At 69.8% G+C, this 17,867-nt stretch carries 15 protein-coding genes; 9 read left to right on the top strand and 6 right to left on the bottom strand.

Annotated features, from left to right (window positions below; all coding sequences use genetic code 11):
• Positions 1-8: 8 nt before the first annotated feature.
• Positions 9-860: a DoxX family protein gene (locus AB0H54_RS09310; protein WP_357344060.1), complete on the top strand. Its 852-nt coding sequence runs from the start codon at positions 9-11 to the stop codon at positions 858-860.
• On the opposite strand, the gene AB0H54_RS09315 is transcribed toward AB0H54_RS09310, so the two are convergent.
• Complete coding sequence (locus tag AB0H54_RS09315; RefSeq protein ID WP_357344062.1) at positions 853-1,350, bottom strand: MarR family transcriptional regulator; 498 nt, start codon at positions 1,348-1,350, stop codon at positions 853-855. The genes AB0H54_RS09310 and AB0H54_RS09315 overlap by 8 nt on opposite strands.
• Before the next feature lie 85 nt (positions 1,351-1,435).
• On the opposite strand from AB0H54_RS09315, the gene AB0H54_RS09320 reads away from it, so the two are divergent.
• The gene (locus AB0H54_RS09320) at positions 1,436-3,049 is read left to right on the top strand and encodes a DHA2 family efflux MFS transporter permease subunit (RefSeq protein WP_357344064.1); all 1,614 of its coding nucleotides are present in this window, start codon (positions 1,436-1,438) and stop codon (positions 3,047-3,049) included.
• A 139-nt stretch (positions 3,050-3,188) separates the two neighbouring features.
• On the opposite strand, the gene ilvD is transcribed toward AB0H54_RS09320, so the two are convergent.
• Entirely contained in the window at positions 3,189-5,030 is a 1,842-nt protein-coding gene (gene ilvD / locus AB0H54_RS09325) for a dihydroxy-acid dehydratase (protein ID WP_355282738.1), read from the bottom strand.
• Between the two features lie 296 nt (positions 5,031-5,326).
• On the bottom strand, positions 5,327-6,052 hold the full coding sequence (locus tag AB0H54_RS09330) for a PH domain-containing protein (protein ID WP_357344066.1): 726 nt from the start codon (positions 6,050-6,052) through the stop codon (positions 5,327-5,329).
• Positions 6,053-6,400: 348 nt separating this feature from the next.
• On the opposite strand from AB0H54_RS09330, the gene AB0H54_RS09335 reads away from it, so the two are divergent.
• The 6 genes from AB0H54_RS09335 to AB0H54_RS09360 all read left to right on the top strand — a co-directional run bounded on the left by AB0H54_RS09335 (position 6,401) and on the right by AB0H54_RS09360 (position 13,708).
• Positions 6,401-8,338, top strand: a complete 1,938-nt coding sequence (locus tag AB0H54_RS09335) for an acetolactate synthase large subunit (RefSeq protein WP_357344069.1) — start codon at positions 6,401-6,403, stop codon at positions 8,336-8,338.
• The gene (gene ilvN / locus AB0H54_RS09340; protein ID WP_019048314.1) at positions 8,335-8,838 is read left to right on the top strand and encodes an acetolactate synthase small subunit; all 504 of its coding nucleotides are present in this window, start codon (positions 8,335-8,337) and stop codon (positions 8,836-8,838) included. Before AB0H54_RS09335 ends, ilvN begins: the two co-directional genes overlap by 4 nt.
• A gap of 50 nt (positions 8,839-8,888) precedes the next feature.
• Positions 8,889-9,890, top strand: coding sequence for a ketol-acid reductoisomerase (gene ilvC / locus AB0H54_RS09345; RefSeq protein ID WP_355282871.1), 1,002 nt, complete (start codon positions 8,889-8,891; stop codon positions 9,888-9,890).
• Between the two features lie 129 nt (positions 9,891-10,019).
• The gene (locus AB0H54_RS09350; protein ID WP_357344071.1) at positions 10,020-11,384 is read left to right on the top strand and encodes a DUF2252 domain-containing protein; all 1,365 of its coding nucleotides are present in this window, start codon (positions 10,020-10,022) and stop codon (positions 11,382-11,384) included.
• 25 nt (positions 11,385-11,409) lie between these two features.
• Positions 11,410-12,297, top strand: coding sequence for a MoxR family ATPase (locus AB0H54_RS09355; protein ID WP_357344073.1), 888 nt, complete (start codon positions 11,410-11,412; stop codon positions 12,295-12,297).
• 22 nt (positions 12,298-12,319) lie between these two features.
• On the top strand, positions 12,320-13,708 hold the full coding sequence (locus AB0H54_RS09360; RefSeq protein WP_357344075.1) for a VWA domain-containing protein: 1,389 nt from the start codon (positions 12,320-12,322) through the stop codon (positions 13,706-13,708).
• Between the two features lie 12 nt (positions 13,709-13,720).
• Here the strand turns inward: AB0H54_RS09360 and AB0H54_RS09365 are convergent, their stop codons facing one another.
• Positions 13,721-14,173: a nitroreductase/quinone reductase family protein gene (locus tag AB0H54_RS09365; RefSeq protein ID WP_357344077.1), complete on the bottom strand. Its 453-nt coding sequence runs from the start codon at positions 14,171-14,173 to the stop codon at positions 13,721-13,723.
• 49 nt (positions 14,174-14,222) lie between these two features.
• Positions 14,223-14,678: a carboxymuconolactone decarboxylase family protein gene (locus tag AB0H54_RS09370; RefSeq protein ID WP_218719210.1), complete on the bottom strand. Its 456-nt coding sequence runs from the start codon at positions 14,676-14,678 to the stop codon at positions 14,223-14,225.
• A gap of 174 nt (positions 14,679-14,852) precedes the next feature.
• Here AB0H54_RS09370 and AB0H54_RS09375 point away from each other — a divergent pair, with 174 nt between their 5' ends.
• Positions 14,853-17,363, top strand: coding sequence for a tetratricopeptide repeat protein (locus AB0H54_RS09375; RefSeq protein ID WP_357344079.1), 2,511 nt, complete (start codon positions 14,853-14,855; stop codon positions 17,361-17,363).
• Here AB0H54_RS09375 and AB0H54_RS09380 read toward each other — a convergent pair.
• Positions 17,323-17,856: a DinB family protein gene (locus AB0H54_RS09380; RefSeq protein WP_357344081.1), complete on the bottom strand. Its 534-nt coding sequence runs from the start codon at positions 17,854-17,856 to the stop codon at positions 17,323-17,325. The genes AB0H54_RS09375 and AB0H54_RS09380 overlap by 41 nt on opposite strands.
• Positions 17,857-17,867: the final 11 nt, after the last annotated feature.

Below are 17,867 nucleotides of genomic sequence, written 5' to 3' on the forward strand. Positions count from 1 at the left end.
GTGAGGCGGTGACCGACAAGTCGAATGACACACCGCACGCCGACGGGCCGGCGCCGACCGGACCACCGGCGTCGTCGTCGGGTCGCCCGGTGACCAGCCCGTACGATTCGCCCACCACGCAGATGCCGAAACCGGATCTGCACAAGGACATTCCGCGCACCGACGAGGACCTCGGCCTCGACCCCGGTGACGAGGTGCCGAGCGCGAGCGCCGCGCAGGCGTCCGGCGGTGGCGACGACGGCTACGGCTACGCGTCGATCCCGCCCGCGGCCGCCGCCACGGCGGGCACGGTCCGGCTGCAGCGCCGCAACCGCGAGCCCCGCCGCGGCACCCTCGACCTCGGGCTGTTCGTGCTGCGCCTGGTGGTCGGCTACACCTTCATCTACCACGGGCTGCAGAAGCTCACCGGCTGGTTCCACGGCCCCGGCCTCGACGGCACCAAGGCGATGATGGAGAACGGCGGCTGGGACTACCCGTCGCTGTCGACCGCCCTGGTGATCGCCGGCGAACTCGGCGGCGGCATCCTGCTCGTGCTCGGCCTGGCCACCCCGCTCGCCGCGGGCGCCGTGCTGGCGACGATCCTCACCGCCTGGATGTGGAAGCAGGGCATGATCGCCGGCTTCCAGTACAACGCGGGCACGCCCACCGGCGTCGAGCTCGACTCGATCCTGGCCGGCGCCGCCCTGGCGATCATCCTCACCGGCCCCGGCCGCTGGTCCTTCGACCGCGCCCGCGGCTGGGCCACCCGCCCGGCCTACGGCTCCTTCACCGTCGTCCTGCTCGCCATCGCCGCCGCGATCGCCAGCTACCTGTTCCTCCACGGCGGCAACCCGCTGACGGGCATCGGCCCGTTCAACTGAGTCCGGACGGCTGCGGCGGTGCGGGTTCGGCCAGGTGAGCGGTCATGGTGACCTGCACATCGGCCAGGAATTCCTCGAACCGCCGCAGCTCGGCGGGGGAGTATCTCCCCATGACCGTCTCCTCCACCTTCACCCCGAGTGGTCCGAAGAAGTCGTCGGCCAGGTCGTGGATGCGGGGGGTGCTGCGCAGGGTGACGATGCGCCGGTCGTCGTGCTCGCGGCTGCGGACGATGTGACCCGCCTTCTCGAGCCGGTTCAGCAGTGCGGTGGTCGCGCTGTTGGACAACGAGATCCGCTCGCTCAGCCGTGCGGGTGAGAGAGTTCCGCCACGTTCCTCCGCGGTGAGGATCTCGATCAGCGCCTCGGCATCGGTGGAGTGCAACCCGAGCCATGCCGCGAATCGGTGGGTGAATTCCCGGTAGTTCGCGCCGTAGGCGCGCAGGCCCTCGTGGATCCGTTGATACCGCGTACCGGCGTCCGAGGGAGTCATGGGTTCCTTTCGCATCGGTTGACATCCTATTGCCCGCAATCTACTTTGACCATGGAAATATTCCACCATGGAAATAGGAGATGCGATGAGTCAAGAGTCGTCCATCCGCCGATGGCTCGGCTTGATCGCCATCGCCCTCGGCGTCGCGCTGATCGTGGTCGACACCACGATCGTGAACGTGATCATCCCGTCGATCATCGAAGATCTGGCGACGGGTTCGACCGAGGCGCAATGGATTCAGGAGTCCTACGCGATCGTGTTCGCGGCGCTGCTGCTGGTGGTCGGGCGGATCGCCGACATCGTCGGGGCGCGCAGAGTGTTCGTCGCCGGTGTGGTCGTGTTCGGCGCGACCAGCGTCCTGGCCGGGCTGGCCCCCGGCGGCGGGCTGCTGATCGTCGCCCGGTTCTTGCAAGGCGCGGGCGCCGCGATGATCCTGCCGACCTCACTGGCCCTGCTCAATGCCACCTTCACCGGCAAAGCGCGGGGTCAGGCGTTCGCGGTGTGGGGTTCGACGATCGGTGCCGCCGCCGCGCTCGGTCCGCTGCTGGGCGGCTGGCTGGCCGAACACGTGTCGTGGCGCTGGGCGTTCGGGATCAATGTGCCGCTGGCGGTGCTGATCGTGGTCGGTGTGCTGGCCTGCATCGCGCCCTCCCCGAAGGTCGCGGGGCGACTCGACGTGTTCGGCGCGATCCTGTCGGTACTCGGCCTCGGGCTGCTCGCGTTCGGCTTGGTCGAAGGCCGTACCTACGGCTGGATCAGCACGGTGCATCCGCTGGGGATCGGCGGTTTCACCTGGGGCGGTGGGCCGTCGCCGGTGCTGGTCGCACTGGTGCTGAGTGTGCTCGCGCTGGCCGGTTTCGTGGTGCGCCAGGTGCTGCTGCGCCGCGGTCCCGATGCCGACAAGGCGCTGATGGACCTGAGCCTGTTCCGGTTGGCCTCGTTCCGCAACGGCAATATCGCCACGCTGATCATCGGGCTCGGCGAGTTCGGCATCGTCGCGGTCCTGCCGCTGTGGCTGCAGTTCACCCTCGGCTACAGCGCCGTGCAGGCCGGGCTGGCGCTGGTGCCGATCGCCATCGGCAGTTTCATCGCCAGCGGCGCCAGCTTCGGCATGGCGGGCAAGGCGTCACCGCTGAACATGGTCCGGCTCGGCCTCGCGCTCGAGGTCGTCGGCCTGGCGGCGCTCGCCTTCTTCGCCGCCACCGACAGTTCCTGGTGGGCGATCTCGCTGATCCTGTGCGTGTACGGCGCCGGCGTCGGCTTCGCCACGGCCCAGGTCACCAATGTGGTGCTGGCCGAGATCCCCGAGAACGACAACGGCCAGGCCTCCGGCATCCAGAGCGCCTTCCGGCAGCTGGGTTCCGCGCTCGGCATCGCGGTGCTCACCACCGTCTTCTTCACCACGCTGAGCGCGCAGATCGACGACGACCTCACCGCCGCTGGCCTGCCCCAGGCCCAGGCACAGCAGTACGCGCACGCCGTCACCAGCAGCGCGGGCGCGGCGATCGAAGGCTTCGCCGCCCACCCGGAGACGCAGCAGGTCGCCGAGGCGGGCCGCACGGCGATGACCGACGGCATCACCCTCGGCGGCTACCTGGCCGCGGGCTTCGTCCTGCTAGGCCTGATCGCCACCGCCCTCATCCCGTCGCGCACGGACGAGGAATCGGCCACACCGCCAACCCAACCCGCACTCGTGTAAGCACCGGAACACCCGATTTCGCGAGAACATGGGTAACTCACCGGGAACCGGCTGAGCCAACCAACGAGCACGCCGCCGGTCGCGTCAACGACCGGCGGCGCGCTCGAGTCTGGCCAGAATTCCCGGGGAGGCGGGACTGCTAGGGCACCTTGCGGACGGCGCCCTTGTCGGCGGAGGTGGCCAGGGCCGCGTAGGCGCGCAGTGCCGTGGTCACCGGGCGGACGCGGTCCACCGGCTGCCACGGACGCTCGGAAGCTTCCATCTTCGAGCGGCGTTCGGCGAGCACCTCGTCGGAGACCAGGACCTCGAGCGCGCGGGTCTGCACGTCGATGCGGATGCGGTCGCCGTTCTCGATCAGGCCGATCACACCGCCCTGGGCGGCCTCGGGGGAGATGTGGCCGATCGACAGGCCCGAGGTGCCGCCGGAGAAGCGGCCGTCGGTGATCAGCGCGCACACCTTGCCCAGGCCGGCGCCCTTCAGGAACGCGGTCGGGTGCAGCATCTCCTGCATGCCGGGGCCGCCGGAGGGGCCCTCGTAGCGGACCACGATCACGTCACCGGCCTGGATCTTCTTGCCCAGGATCATCGAGACCGCCTCCTCCTGGGACTCGACCACCACGGCCGGGCCCTCGAAGGTGAACAGGTCCTCGTCGATGCCCGCGGTCTTGAGGATCGCGCCGTCCGGGGAGATGTTGCCGCGCAGCACACACAGCCCGCCCTCGACGGTGTAGGCGTGCTCGACGTCGCGGATGCAGCCGCCCGCGGCGTCGGTGTCCAGCGAGGACCAGCGGTTGCTGGTGGAGAACGGCTCGACCGTGCGCACGCCGCCGGGCGCGGCGTGGAACAGCTCGAACGCCTCGTCGGAGGCCTTGCCGGAGCGGATGTCCCAGGTGTCGAGGTATTCCTCGAAAGAGGCGGTGTGCACGGTGGTCACGTCGGTCTCGAGCAGGCCGCCGCGGCGCAGCTCACCCAGGATGGCGGGGATGCCGCCGGCCCGGTGCACGTCCTCCATGTGGTAGTCGGAGTTCGGCGAGACCTTCGACAGGCATGGCACCTTGCGCGAGATCTCGTCGATGGTGCTCAGATCGAAGTCGATCTCGCCCTCCTGCGCGGCGGCGAGGGTGTGCAGCACGGTGTTCGTTGACCCGCCCATGGCCACGTCCAGGGCCATCGCGTTGCGGAAGGCCTTGACGTTGGCCACGTTCCGCGGCAGCACCGAGGCGTCGTCCTCGCGGTACCAGCGGTTGGCGATGTCGACGATGACGGTGCCTGCCCGCTCGAACAGCGCGCGGCGCGCGGAGTGGGTGGCCAGCGTGGAGCCGTTGCCCGGCAGGGCCAGGCCCAGCGCCTCGGTGAGGCAGTTCATCGAGTTGGCGGTGAACATGCCCGAACACGAACCGCAGGTGGGGCAGGCCGAGCGCTCGACCTCGTCGAGGCCCTCCTCGGACACGGCCTGGTTCGCGCTCGCCGAGATCGCGTGCACCAGGTCCAGCGGCGCGTGCGCGACACCGTCGACGACCACGGCCTTGCCTGCCTCCATCGGGCCGCCCGAGACGAACACCGCCGGGATGTTGAGCCGCATCGCGGCGTTCAGCATGCCGGGAGTGATCTTGTCGCAGTTGGAGATACAGACCAGCGCGTCGGCGGTGTGCGCGTTGGCCATGTATTCGACCGAGTCGGCGATGATCTCGCGCGAGGGCAGCGAGTACAGCATGCCGCCGTGGCCCATGGCGATGCCGTCGTCGACGGCGATGGTGTGGAACTCACGCGGCACGCCACCGGCGGCGCGCACGGCCTCGGCGACGATGTCGCCCATGTTCTTGAGGTGCACGTGACCGGGCACGAACTGCGTGTAGGAGTTCGCGATCGCGACGATCGGCTTACCGAAGTCGGAGTCGGTCATTCCGGTGGCGCGCCAGAGCGAGCGGGCGCCCGCGGCGTTGCGGCCGATGGTGGTGGTGCGTGAGCGGAGCGGTGGCATGGGGGAGTCCTCGTAGTGTCGCTGGGGGCGTCCAAGCGTGCGCGCAGGGGGCTGACCTGCGCGGCACAGAGCGAGTGCGCGGTGCGTCCGGCAACCCCGCACGTTACTCCGGCGCGCGCTGGTCGCGTCGCGCCGGTGGTGCGTGCGGAGGTGATGGAACCGGGCTCGAGGCGGGAGTGTCGCTCCGGAGGGTGTCGCCGCGGTGGTGCCGTCGGCGCGGGGTGCCCGGTGCCGTCAGCTTACCGGTGCAACCGCGCGCCGCACCGTGCCGATTCCCACAGTGATCGAGCGAACGCTCACTCCTCGGTGTCGGCCTCCTCGGCCTTCGCCTTCTCGGCCGCCCGCTCGGCGGCGACGCGCTCGGCCTCGGCCTGCTCGGCGGCGGCGAACACGTCGGGCAGGCGGCCGCCGGAGGCGTCGATCAGCTCACGCAGCCGGTCGTAGCCCACCGCGGGCAGCCGCACCTCGGAGTCGTCGGCCAGCCGGGCCTTCACCGCGCCGCGCTTGGGGATGCTGATGCCCTTGACCTGCGCCCAGTCGAGGTGCTTCTTGCCGATCATGGAGCTCAGGTCCAGCCCGGCATCGGAGACCGTGGTGTGCGTCCGGACGACCCACCAGATCGCGACGAGCGGGAGCAGCAGCAGCCACCACAGCCCGGCGGGCCAGCCGACGAACGGGAAGAACACGCAGAACGCGAGCACCAGCACGCCGATGTAGGCCAGCCGCGGTACCCCGATGACGTACACGCCCGGCGTCGGCGTGCTCGGCCTGCGCGGGACCAGCAGCCAGACGATCACCGCGGTCGGCACGATCAGGCCGATCCGCAGGCCGAGCGACCAGTCCTGCACGGTGCCGACGACGACGAAGATCAGGTACGCGAGCACCACCGCGGCGATGGCCGCGAGCCTGCCCGGGCTCGCCGAGCGCAGACCGCCGGGTCGCGAGGGGCGACCCGTATCGGTTCCCTCGTCGGCGGTGTGGGACGATTTAGCCGGTGGCACGGACTGATGCGGTGATGACACCCTCCTATCCTCGCATCCTGGTACACGGACCCACGCAACCACTCACGTCCCACATAATGGGACGCCGAGAGTAGTCTGTTTGACTCTTCGGTCCACGCGCGCATAACGTCGTGTGCGTGAATCGAAACGAGTTGCTCGTACTCGGCCGGCGCGTCCAGCGTTGAGCCTGACTGCCTGAGTCGAATACGTCAGCTCGCGTTGCGACGCGCCACCCTCGAACAGCCATGCGCTGGTCGGGGGCTTTTTTGTGTTCGGGCATTACCCGATGCGCGACGGGTCGCAAGACACCGCGTGTCAGGCACAACTGTGTTGTCCGGGGTCAGAACGACAAAGTAAGGAACGTAGACGGTGAGTGCACCAACCGCACGACCCGGGCCATCGGCCCGCAGGTCAGCGCCTTCGGCGAACCAGCCTGCCGCTGGTAGCCCGGCGACCAACCCCACCCGCCGCCAGGTCGCGCCCGAGCGCGTCACCGGCGCCCAGTCGGTGGTCCGGTCCCTCGAAGAGCTCGACGTCGACACCGTATTCGGCATTCCCGGTGGCGCGGTCCTTCCCGTCTACGACCCGCTCTTCGACTCCACCAAGGTCCGCCACGTCCTGGTGCGCCACGAGCAGGGCGCCGGTCACGCGGCGACCGGCTACGCGCAGTCCTCGGGCAAGGTCGGTGTGTGTATGGCCACGTCCGGCCCCGGCGCCACCAACCTGGTGACCCCGCTGGCGGACGCCCAGATGGACTCGGTCCCGATCGTGGCGATCACCGGTCAGGTGCCGTCGAGCCTGGTCGGCACCGACGCGTTCCAGGAAGCCGACATCTCCGGCATCACCATGCCGATCACCAAGCACAACTTCCTGGTCAAGGACCCGATCGACATCCCGCGCATCTTGGCCGAGGCGTTCTACCTCGCCGCCTCGGGTCGCCCGGGTGCCGTCCTGGTCGACATCACCAAGGACGCCCTGCAGGCGCAGACCACGTTCTCGTGGCCGCCGGAGATGCGGCTGCCCGGCTACCGTCCGGTCACCAAGCCGCACGGCAAGCAGGTCCGCGAGGCCGCCAGGATGATCCTGGAGTCCAAGGCGCCGGTGCTCTACGTCGGCGGCGGTGTGATCAAGTCCGACGCCTCGGCCGAGCTGCTGGAGCTGGCCGAGCTGACCGGCATCCCGGTGGTCACCACCCTGATGGCGCGGGGCGCGTTCCCGGACAGCCACACCCTGAACATGGGCATGCCCGGCATGCACGGCACCGTCGGCGCCGTGGCCGCGCTGCAGCGCTCGGACCTGCTGATCACCCTCGGCGCCCGCTTCGACGACCGCGTCACCGGTCAGCTGGACTCCTTCGCGCCCGATGCGCGGGTCATCCACGCCGACATCGACCCGGCCGAGATCGGTAAGAACCGCCACGCCGACGTCCCGATCGTCGGCGACGCGCGTGAGGTCATCGTCGAGCTGATCGAGACCCTCAAGGCCGATCCGCAGTCCGGCGCCGCGCCGCTGCTCGACCTCACCGAGTGGTGGGGCTACCTCAGCGGCATCCGCGACAACTACCCGCTGGGCTGGAAGACCCCGAGCGACGGTTCGCTCTCGCCGGAGTTCGTCATCGAGACGCTGGGCCGGCTGGCCGGTCCCGACGCGGTGTACTGCGCCGGCGTCGGTCAGCACCAGATGTGGGCCGCGCAGTTCATCAAGTACGAGAACCCGCGCACCTGGCTGAACTCCGGTGGCCTCGGCACCATGGGCTACGCGGTGCCCGCGGCCATGGGCGCCAAGATGGGCACCCCGGAGAAGGAGGTCTGGGCGGTCGACGGTGACGGCTGCTTCCAGATGACCAACCAGGAGCTGGCCACCTGCGCCGTGGAGGGCGTGCCGATCAAGGTCGCGCTGATCAACAACGGCAACCTCGGCATGGTCCGCCAGTGGCAGACCCTGTTCTACGAGCAGCGCTACTCCAACACCGATCTCGGCACGCACACCCTGCGGATCCCCGACTTCGTCAAGCTGGCCGAGGCGCTGGGTTGCGTCGGCATCCGCGTGGAGAAGGAAGAGGACGTCGAGCCCGCGATCCGGCAGGCGCAGGCGATCAACGACCGCCCGGTCGTGATCGATTTCATCGTCGGCAAGGACGCCCAGGTGTGGCCGATGGTCGCCGCGGGCACCAGCAACGACGAGATCATGTTCGCCCGCGGCATCCGCCCGCTCTTCGACGAGGACGAGCAGGTCTCCGAGCCCGCCGTCATCCACGAGGCGATGGAGCGCGAGCAGGCGGCCTTCGAGAAGGGTTCCCAGGAATGAGCACCACCCACACCCTGAGCGTTCTCGTCGAGGACAAGCCGGGCGTGCTGGCGCGTGTCGCGAGCCTGTTCTCGCGCCGTGGCTTCAATATCGAGTCGCTGGCCGTCGGCGGCACCGAGATCCCCGAGATCTCGCGCATGACGATCGTCGTGACCGTCGACGACCTGCCGCTCGAGCAGGTCACCAAGCAGCTCAACAAGCTGATCAACGTCATCAAGATCGTGGAGCAGGACGCCGACGCCTCGGTGGCCCGCGAACTGATCCTGGTGAAGGTGCGGGCCGACGCGTCGGTGCGCACCCAGGTGATCGAGGCCGTGCAGTTGTTCCGCGCCAAGGTGATCGACGTGTCGCCCGACGCGCTGACCATCGAGGCCACCGGCACCCGGTCCAAGCTGGATGCCCTGCTGCGCATGGTCGAGCCCTACGGCATCCGCGAGATCGTGCAGTCGGGCGTGGTCGCAGTCGGACGCGGTCCGAAGTCGATCACGGCCACCCGCTAACTTTTACCCACCAGAAATTATCCAGAAGGGACTCCACAGTGGCAGTCGAGATGTTCTACGACGACGACGCTGACCTGTCGATCATCCAGGGCCGCAAGGTCGCCGTGATCGGCTACGGCAGCCAGGGCCACGCGCACTCGCTGAGCCTGCGCGACTCCGGCGTCGACGTCCGCGTCGGCCTCGCTGAGGGTTCGAAGTCGCGGCCGAAGGCCGAAGAGGCCGGTCTGACCGTCGGCACCCCCGCCGAGGTTTCGGAGTGGGCCGACGTGATCATGGTGCTGGCGCCCGACACCGCCCAGGCGTCGATCTTCACCAACGACATCGAGCCGAACCTGAAGGACGGCGACGCGCTGTTCTTCGGCCACGGCCTCAACATCCACTTCGGTCTGATCAAGGCTCCGGCCAACGTCACCGTCGCGATGGTCGCCCCGAAGGGCCCCGGCCACCTGGTGCGTCGTCAGTTCGCCGACGGCAAGGGCGTCCCGGCCCTGATCGCCGTGGACCAGGACCCGACCGGCGAGGGCCAGGCGCTGGCGCTGTCCTACGCCAAGGGCATCGGCGGCACCCGCGCCGGCGTCATCAAGACCACCTTCAAGGAAGAGACCGAGACCGACCTGTTCGGTGAGCAGGCCGTCCTCTGTGGTGGTACCGAGGAACTGGTCAAGACCGGTTTCGAGGTCATGGTCGAGGCGGGCTACGCCCCCGAGATGGCCTACTTCGAGGTGCTGCACGAGCTGAAGCTGATCGTCGACCTGATGTACGAGGGCGGCATCGCGCGCATGAACTACTCGGTGTCCGACACCGCGGAGTTCGGTGGCTACCTGTCCGGTCCGCGCGTCATCGACGCCGGCACCAAGGAGCGCATGAAGGCGATCCTGGCCGACATCCAGTCCGGCGAGTTCACCCGCCGCCTGGTCGCTAACGTCGAGAACGGCAACACCGAGCTCGAGGGTCTGCGCAAGGCCAACGCCGAGCACCCGATCGAGGTCACCGGCGCCAAGCTCCGCAGCCTGATGAGCTGGGTCGACCGCCCGATCACCGAGACCGCGTAAGTTCTCGCTGTTCGTCTGAGGGGCCCGTTCGCCACGCGCGAGCGGGCCCTGCGGTTTGCCGGGCGTCCGCTGTGGTCCGGCCCGGCGCGGATCCTTGCTGTTGATCACCGATAGCGCGAGACTTGCTCGATGACGAACAAGACGGTGGAGGACTTCGCGGACGAAGCGGTCGAACAGGGGAAGGCGGCGCGCAAGCGGATCTCGCGCTCGGAGCTGGGGGAGTGGGGTGCGGGCCCGGATCGGGAGGATCCGGTCACGATTCTGGAGCGGCAGGCCGAGTCCAGGGTGCCGGAGCTGGTGCCGATCAGGTACGCCCGGATGAGCCTGTCGCCGTTCACCTTCCTGCGCGGCGCGCCCGCGATCATGGCGGCGGATCTGGCGCAGAGCGCGAACAGCGGCCTGACCGTGCAGCTCTGCGGTGACGCCCACCTGTCGAACTTCGGTCTCTACGCCTCGCCGGAGCGCAATCTCGTCTTCGATGTCAACGACTTCGACGAGACCCTGCCCGGCCCGTTCGAATGGGATGTCAAGCGCCTGGCCGCGAGCGTCGCGGTCGCCGCCCGCGACAACGGCTGCGAGGACGATCGGGCCGCCACCGCCGCCGAGGCCGCCGCGCGCGGGTATCGCGAGGCGATGGACATGCTCGCCGAATGCGACAGCATGACCGTGTGGTACGAGCGGGTCGACGCCGATCAGGTCGCCGATCTGATCCGCAAACCCAAGACGCGCAAGCGATTCGACAAGACCGTCGACACCGCGCGGAGCAAGACCAGCCTGCAGGCGCTGAACAAGCTCACCGAGCCGGACGCCGACGGCGTCCCGCGGATCAAGAGCCAGCCGCCGCTGCTGGTGCCGATCGAGCTGGCCGACGGCAAGATCATCAAGGAGGTCTTCGCCGACTTCCGCCGGAGCCTGCCCGACGAGCGCCGTGTGCTGCTCGACCGGTACCGCCTCGTGGATCAGGCGATGAAGGTGGTCGGCGTCGGCAGCGTCGGTACCCGGTGTTTCATCGCGCTGATGATGGACAAGGAGTCGGGCGCGCCGCTGTTCCTGCAGATGAAGGAGGCCGAGACCTCGGTGCTCGCGCCGCATCTGAAGCCGAGCAAGTATCACCACCAGGGGCACCGGGTGGTCGTCGGTCAGCGGCTCATGCAGTCGGCCAGCGATGTCTTCCTCGCCTGGGCGACCGGTCCGGCGGGCCGCTTCTTCTACATGCGGCAGTTGCGCGACATGAAGGGATCCGCCGAGGTCGGCACCATGACCCATCGTGAGCTGGCCCGGTACGCCGAATTGTGCGGCTCGGTCCTGGCTCGCGCGCACGCGCGCTCCGGTGACCGGGTGGCCATCGCCGCCTACCTCGGCAACAACGATCGATTCGATCGCGCGATGGGCGAATTCGGCCTGTCCTACGCCGATCAGACCGTCACCGATCGGCACTCCCTGCTAGCCGCCATCGACTCCGGGCGGATCACCGCGGCCGCGCGCGCCTACTGAGCCGAGGCCACTACACTGGTTACCGATGAGTAAGTTCTTTGCCTCGGTGGACCAGGTGCAGGACCGGCTGACCGCGGCCGGCTACCTTCCGTCCCTCGACATCGCGACCGCGGTCTTCCTGGCCGATCACCTCGGTAAGCCGCTGCTGATCGAGGGTCCGGCCGGTGTCGGCAAGACCGAGCTGGCCAAGGCCGTCGCCACGGCGGTCTCGGCCGAGCTCATCCGCCTGCAGTGCTACGAGGGCATCGACGAGGCCCGCGCGCTCTACGAGTGGAACCACGCCAAACAGCTGCTGCGGATCACCGCGACCTCGGGGGAGACCTGGGAGGGCACCCGCGACCACGTCTTCACCGAGGAGTTCCTGCTCGCCCGGCCGCTGCTGGCGGCCATCCGCAACCCCGATCCGACGGTGCTGCTGATCGACGAGCTCGACAAGGCCGATGTGGAGCTGGAGGGTCTGCTGCTGGAGGTGCTCGGCGATTTCCAGGTGAGTATTCCCGAGCTCGGTACGGTCACCGCCGTCCGCAAGCCCTTCGTGATCCTCACCTCGAACGCCCATCGCGACCTGTCCGAGGCGCTCAAGCGGCGCTGCCTGTACCTGCACATCGACTATCCGACGGCGGAGCTGGAGAAGGCGATCGTGCGGCTCGAGGTGCCCGAACTGGACGCGGCGCTGGCCGAGCCGGTCGTGGCCACGGTGAGCGCGCTGCGGCAGCTGTCCCTGCGCAAGGCGCCGTCCATCGCCGAAACCGTGGACTGGGCGAAGACCCTGGTCGCGCTGGGCAGCCGGACGCTGAGCGCGGGGGTCGTCCGGGCCACGCTGGGCGTGCTGCTGAAGTATCAGTCCGATCATCGGGTGGCGATCGAGAAGCTCGGCCTCGACGAGCAGGCCGACGGCAGCGTGGTCCGATGACCGCCCCCGGTACGGCGTCGTGGTGACCATCGTGCCCGCGCACGGCGGTGTCGAAGCGCCGATGTCGGATCGCCTGGTCGGCTTCGTCGGGCTGCTGCGCGAACACGGCATCCACGCGGGCCCCAGCGAAACCGTCGACGCCGCCGCCACGATCGTCGCCCTCGGCACCGCGGACGCCCGGGTACTGCGCTCGGGCCTGGCCGCCTGCCTGCTGCGCCGCAACGGCCAGCGCACGGTGTTCGACCAGCTCTTCGACCTCTACTTCCTCGACGGGACCAGGCCGGTCGCGGCGGCGGGCGCGGACGCCGATCCGTTGCGCGAGCGGGTGATCGCGGCCCTGATCCAGGGCGCCGACACCGCCGAACTCGCCAGGGAGGCGCTCAACACCTTCGGCGCCTACGGCGGCGCGGGGGAGAGCGCGGGACGGGTCACCTCCGCGTCGGGCGCGGGGTGGTCGTCGTATCTGACGATGAAATCGCTGCGCCCGGACGAGATCTCCGAGCAGGTCGCCCAAACCATGGGCGGGACCGGCCAATTCGACGCCGCGGTGCACACGATCGAGGCGCGTCGCCGGGTCGAGCGGTTCCGCACCGAGGTGCAGGCCGAGGCCCGGCTGCGCTCGGCGCAGTTGCGCGGCACCGACTACATCGCGCGCCGCGGCGTCGAATCCGGCGCCGACAGTACGGATTTCCTGGGTGCTCGCGAGCAGGACCTGGCGGAGATGCGCCGGCTCGTGCATCCGCTGGCCCGCAAGCTCGCGACCCGGCTGGCGGTGCGCCGCAAGAAGGCCGTGCGCGGGCAGATCGACCTGCGCCGCACCCTGCGCCGGTCGATGGCCACCGGCGGTGTCCCGATCGATCCGGTGTTGCGGGCCCGCAGGCACGGGCGCCCCGATCTCGTCGTGCTGGCCGATGTCTCGGGCTCGGTGACCGGTTTCGCCGAGTTCACCCTGCAACTGGTGCAGGCCCTGCAGGACCAGTTCAGCAAGGTCCGCAGTTTCGGCTTCGTCGACGTGTGCGCCGAGATCACCGGCTACTTCACCCCGGGCGAACCGCCGCCCGCCGGCTTCGCGCGCGAGATCGTCCGCGACGCCGGGGTCGCCCGGTTCGGCTCGAGCAACTACGGCGAGGCCTTCCAGGGTTTCGTCGACCACTACCTCGACGCGTTGGGCCCGCGCACCTGCGTGCTCATCCTCGGCGACGCCCGCACCAACCGCACCGACCCGAATCTGGCCGCGCTGCAAGCGATGACCGAACGGGCCAAGGCGGTGTACTGGCTCAATCCGGAGCCGTCGCGCTCGTGGTCGACCGGTGATTCGGCCGCCCACGTCTACACCGACATCGTCACCATGCACGAATGCCGCACGGTGCGGCAGCTGGCCGAGGTGATCGGCCGGCTGCTGCCCGCGTGAGCGCGCGGTCGGTCAGCGCGCGCTGAGCCGCACCACCGCGTATTCGTGCTCGCTCTTGTCCTGGTACTTGCCGTACCGCGGCTGCGCGGCGGTGATCGACTCCCAGGCCGTGGCCCGGTCCGCGCCGGTGAGCACGTGCGGGGTCACCGGCAGCGGCGCCGCGCCGGGCAGCTCGATGGTGGCCTGCTCCGGGTGTCCCATCAGGTTGAGGTGCCAGTCGGGGTGTCCGTTCTTGCCGCCCGAGGCCACGAGCAGCCAGGAGTCGCCGTCGGCGAACCAGGAGAGCGGGGTCTGGCGCGGCGCGCCGCTGCGGCGGCCGACGGTGTGCAGGATCAGCACGTCCATGCCCATGAAGGTGCCCTTGCCCGCGCGGACCTTGCGGTTCATCCTGGCGTTCATCCGGTGCTGCATCCACCGGGAGAAACCCCCGTGCGAGTTCTTCTTTGCGGACTGGTTGGTGGTCATCTCGAAGGTTCCTTTCGGTGGATCAGGACGGGTCGGGGGAGGGTGGGGCTCAGCCCCAGGCGCCGGCGATCTGGCGGGTGGTGGCGTTGAGCCGGTTGAACATGTTGGTGACGCCGATCATCAGCACGATCGAGGCGAGCTGACGCTCGTCGAAGTAGCTGGCGGCCGCGTCCCAGATCTCGTCGGTGACGGCGTTGGGGCGGTCGGCCAGGCGGGTCGCCGCCTCGGCCAGTTCGAGCGCCGCGCGCTCCTCGTCGGTGAAGTACGGGGTCTCGCGCCAGGCGACGACCGTGGCGAGGCGATCCTCGCTGACACCGGCTTTGCGGGCGGTCTTGGTGCCGCCGTCGACGCAGGCGCTGCAACCGTTGATCTGGCTGACCCGCAGGTGCACCAGCTCCAGGATCTCGCCGTCGACGCCGCCGGTCTGCACCGCCTTCAGGACCTGCTGGATCGGGCCCATCGCGTCGGTGAGGACCATGGCCGGGTTCTGCATCCGAGACTGCATGTCGTGCTCCTTGTTTCCGTTGTGCTCCGCTGCTTGCGGTGTGACTCAATAACAGCCCGTCGTGCGCCGGAACACGATGGCTGTGGGACACTGTGGGACAGTGGAAAGCGGCCCTGACCTCGCGATTGTCATCGGGAAACTCGCTGATCCGGGCCGGGACAACGACAGTGGGAAATGGTGGTTGTGGAGCAGCAGACGGTAAGGGTCTACCCGCAGGACGAACTCGCGGCGCGCCTGCGCCTGATCCAGGAGCTGTCGGGCCGCGGCGTGCGCGCGCTCGCCCGCGACACCGGGCTGAGCTCGTCGTCGCTGTCGCGCTACCTCAGCGGGCAGACGGTGCCGCCGTGGCCCGCCGTGCTGGAACTGTGCCGCCTGGTCAAACGCGATCCGCGCCCGCTGCGCCCGCTGTGGGAGCGCGCCAACAACCCGCTGCCCGCGCCGCCGAAGACGAGCCGCCAGGTCGCCCCGCCGAGCCCGCCCGCCGACGCCCCGCCGCCGCCGCGCAACGACCTGCCCCGCGACGTCCCCGACTTCACCGGCCGCGAACAGGCCATGGCCGACGTGCTGGCCGCCGTCCGGTCCGACCGGGTGGTCGCCATCGACGGGATGGCCGGGGTCGGCAAGACCTCCCTGGCCGTGCACGCCGCGCACCAGCTGACCGCCGAATATCCCGACGCCCAGCTCTATCTCGACCTGCACGGCTTCACCGACTGCCGCCAGCCGCTGGACCCCGACGCCGCGCTGCGCGCCCTGCTGGCCGCCCTGCAGGTGCCCTCGGAGAAGGTGCCGCAGGATGGCGGAGTCGAGCTGCGGGCGGCGTGCTGGCGCTCGGAGCTGGCCCGATTGCGCGCGGTCGTCGTGCTCGACAATGTGGCCGACGCCGCGCAGGTCAGCCAGCTGCTGCCGGGCGCGGGCGCGTCGGTCGCCATCATCACCAGCCGCAATCGGCTGCTCGAGCTCGACGAGGTGCCGCCGGTGACCCTCGACGTGCTCACCGCCGAGGAGAGCGCGGAACTGCTGGTCCGGGCCAGCGGTGACGCGCGTGGACCCGACGGCAGGCTCGCGCGGGAACCGGAGCAGGCCGCCGAGGTGCTGCGGCTGTGCGGCAATCTGCCGTTGGCGCTGCGGCTGGCCGCGGCCCGGCTGCGGCATCGTCCTGGCTGGTCGGTCGGCATCCTCGTCGAGCGAATGGCCGAGGGCGCCACCGAGTTCGACACCGCGTTCGGCATGTCGGTGCGCCAGCTCAACCGCGATCAGCGCAGGCTGTTCCGCCTGCTCGGCCTGATCCCGGGATCCACCTTCACCGACTATGTCGCCGCCGCGGTCGCCGATGTGCCGCTGCGCACGGCGCGCGCCATGCTCGAGGATCTGCTCGACGCGCACCTGGTCCAGCAGCCGGCCGAGGGCCGCTACCGCCTGCACGATCTGGTCCGTCAGCACGCCAGGCACGCGAGTTCCGAGCAGGATTCCGACGCCGATCGCGAGCGCGCGCTGGGCCGGATCCTCGACTACTACGTGCACACCGCGGCCGCCGCCGACGCCGCGATGCCGTTCCTGTCGCCGACCCGCCCGGTCTCGGCGGGCTCGCCCCCGGCCGACCTACCGGTGTTCCCGCACCGCGACGCCGCGTTCTTCTGGTTCGTCTCCGAGTACACCAACCTGATGGCGGTGTTCTACGCTGCCGTCGAGGTGGGCGCGAACGTCCATGTGTGCGAGCTGCCGCGCTTCATGCGCGCGTTCTTCGCCCGGCGCTGCGGCACCACTCATCTCAACGCGCTGTTCGAGCAATCCCTGACCGCCGCAGAGCATCTCGGTGACCCACGGCAGCTCGCCGAAGCGCACAGCGACCTCGGTTTCGCCCGCTACAACGCGGGCCGGATGAGCGAGGCGGCCGCCGCCTACGCCGCCGCGGCCCCGCTGATCGCGGCCGCGGGCGACCCGCTGCCGCGCGCCGAGCTGACCATGCGCTGCGCCCACTTGCGCTGGGACGAAGGCGATACCGAGGAACCGCTCGAACTGTTCCGCCAGGCCCGCGACCTCTACGCCGACAGCGGGTGCCCGATGAGCGCCGCCGACGCCATCGCCAGCGAGGCCTGGGCCGTCCTGCAATTGGGCCATCGCGAACAGGCCGCGGCCCTGGCCCGCGAGGCACTGGAGCTCCCCGCGGGCGACCCGTCCTGGCCGCCGTCGCTGCAGGCCCAGATCACCCTCGGGGTGGCCATCGCCGCCGACGAGCCGGAGGAAGCGCTCGAGCACCTGAGCAGCGCGCTGGCCCTGGCCCGCGCCGACGGCCACAAGCACAACGAGGCGTGGGGCCTGAACTGTCAGGGGGTCGCGCTGCGCCGGATGGGCCGCTACGAGGCGGCCCTGGCCAGCCATCGCGAGGCGTTCGCCCTGCTCGACGACCTGTTCGAGGAGCACTGGAAGATCCACTTCCTCAACGGCTACGCCGAAACCTGCCGCCTCGCCGGCCTGCCCGACGAGGCGCTGCGCCTGCATCGCCACACCCTGGAGCTGGCGCCGAGACTCGGCTACCGGCTCGAGGAGGCGCTGGCCCACCAGGGCATCGCCGAGGTCCTCGAATCGATCGACCCGGACGCCGCCGCGGAGCATCGCGCGGCGGCCCAGGCCATCCAGTCCGAGCTCAGCCCATCGACTTCGCCCCGTCGAGGCATTCCCGGATGATGTCCGCGTGGCCGGAGTGCTGCGCGGTCTCGGTCATGATGTGCATGAACACCCGGCGCGCGCTCCAGCGTCCGCCGGGCTCGAACCAGGGCGCCTGCGGCAGCGGCTGAGTCACGTTCAGGTCGGGCAGCGTGCGCACCAGTTCGTCGGTGCGCGCGGCCACCCGCTCGTACTCGGCCAGCACGCCCGCGAGGGTCTCGTCCGGCCGCAGGACGAAGGCGTCGCCCCACGCGGCGATCTCCTCCTCGGTCATCGCGGAGAAATCGGGCGCGGCCTCGGGCCCGTCGAGGATGAACGTCGCCCAGTTCGCCTCCACCGCCGCCACGTGTTTGATCAACCCGCCCAGGGTCAGCTCGCTGGCGGTGGTTCGCGTCCTGGCCTGCTCGTCGGTCAGTTCGCGGGTGGTGAAACGCAGGAAGAACCGGTGCTTGGCCAGCATCTCCAGCAGGTCGGAGCGCTCGGCGTCGAGGAGGGTGGCAGCGGTGGTGGTCATGAGCGGATTCC

Source organism: Nocardia sp. NPDC050718, assembly GCF_040654235.1.
Classification (GTDB): Bacteria; Actinomycetota; Actinomycetes; order Mycobacteriales; family Mycobacteriaceae; genus Nocardia.

Excerpts from the sequence above, each read along its gene's own strand:
- AB0H54_RS09365 (WP_357344077.1), bottom strand. The coding sequence starts at position 14,173 with ATGACCACCAACCAGTCCGCAAAGAAGAACTCGCACGGGGGTTTCTCC.
- AB0H54_RS09375 (WP_357344079.1), top strand. The coding sequence starts at position 14,853 with ATGGTGGTTGTGGAGCAGCAGACGGTAAGGGTCTACCCGCAGGACGAA.
- ilvN (WP_019048314.1), top strand. The coding sequence starts at position 8,335 with ATGAGCACCACCCACACCCTGAGCGTTCTCGTCGAGGACAAGCCGGGC.
- AB0H54_RS09380 (WP_357344081.1), bottom strand. The coding sequence starts at position 17,856 with ATGACCACCACCGCTGCCACCCTCCTCGACGCCGAGCGCTCCGACCTG.
- ilvD (WP_355282738.1), bottom strand. The coding sequence starts at position 5,030 with ATGCCACCGCTCCGCTCACGCACCACCACCATCGGCCGCAACGCCGCG.
- AB0H54_RS09320 (WP_357344064.1), top strand. The coding sequence starts at position 1,436 with ATGAGTCAAGAGTCGTCCATCCGCCGATGGCTCGGCTTGATCGCCATC.
- AB0H54_RS09315 (WP_357344062.1), bottom strand. The coding sequence starts at position 1,350 with ATGACTCCCTCGGACGCCGGTACGCGGTATCAACGGATCCACGAGGGC.
- AB0H54_RS09350 (WP_357344071.1), top strand. The coding sequence starts at position 10,020 with ATGACGAACAAGACGGTGGAGGACTTCGCGGACGAAGCGGTCGAACAG.
- AB0H54_RS09355 (WP_357344073.1), top strand. The coding sequence starts at position 11,410 with ATGAGTAAGTTCTTTGCCTCGGTGGACCAGGTGCAGGACCGGCTGACC.
- ilvC (WP_355282871.1), top strand. The coding sequence starts at position 8,889 with ATGTTCTACGACGACGACGCTGACCTGTCGATCATCCAGGGCCGCAAG.
- AB0H54_RS09370 (WP_218719210.1), bottom strand. The coding sequence starts at position 14,678 with ATGCAGTCTCGGATGCAGAACCCGGCCATGGTCCTCACCGACGCGATG.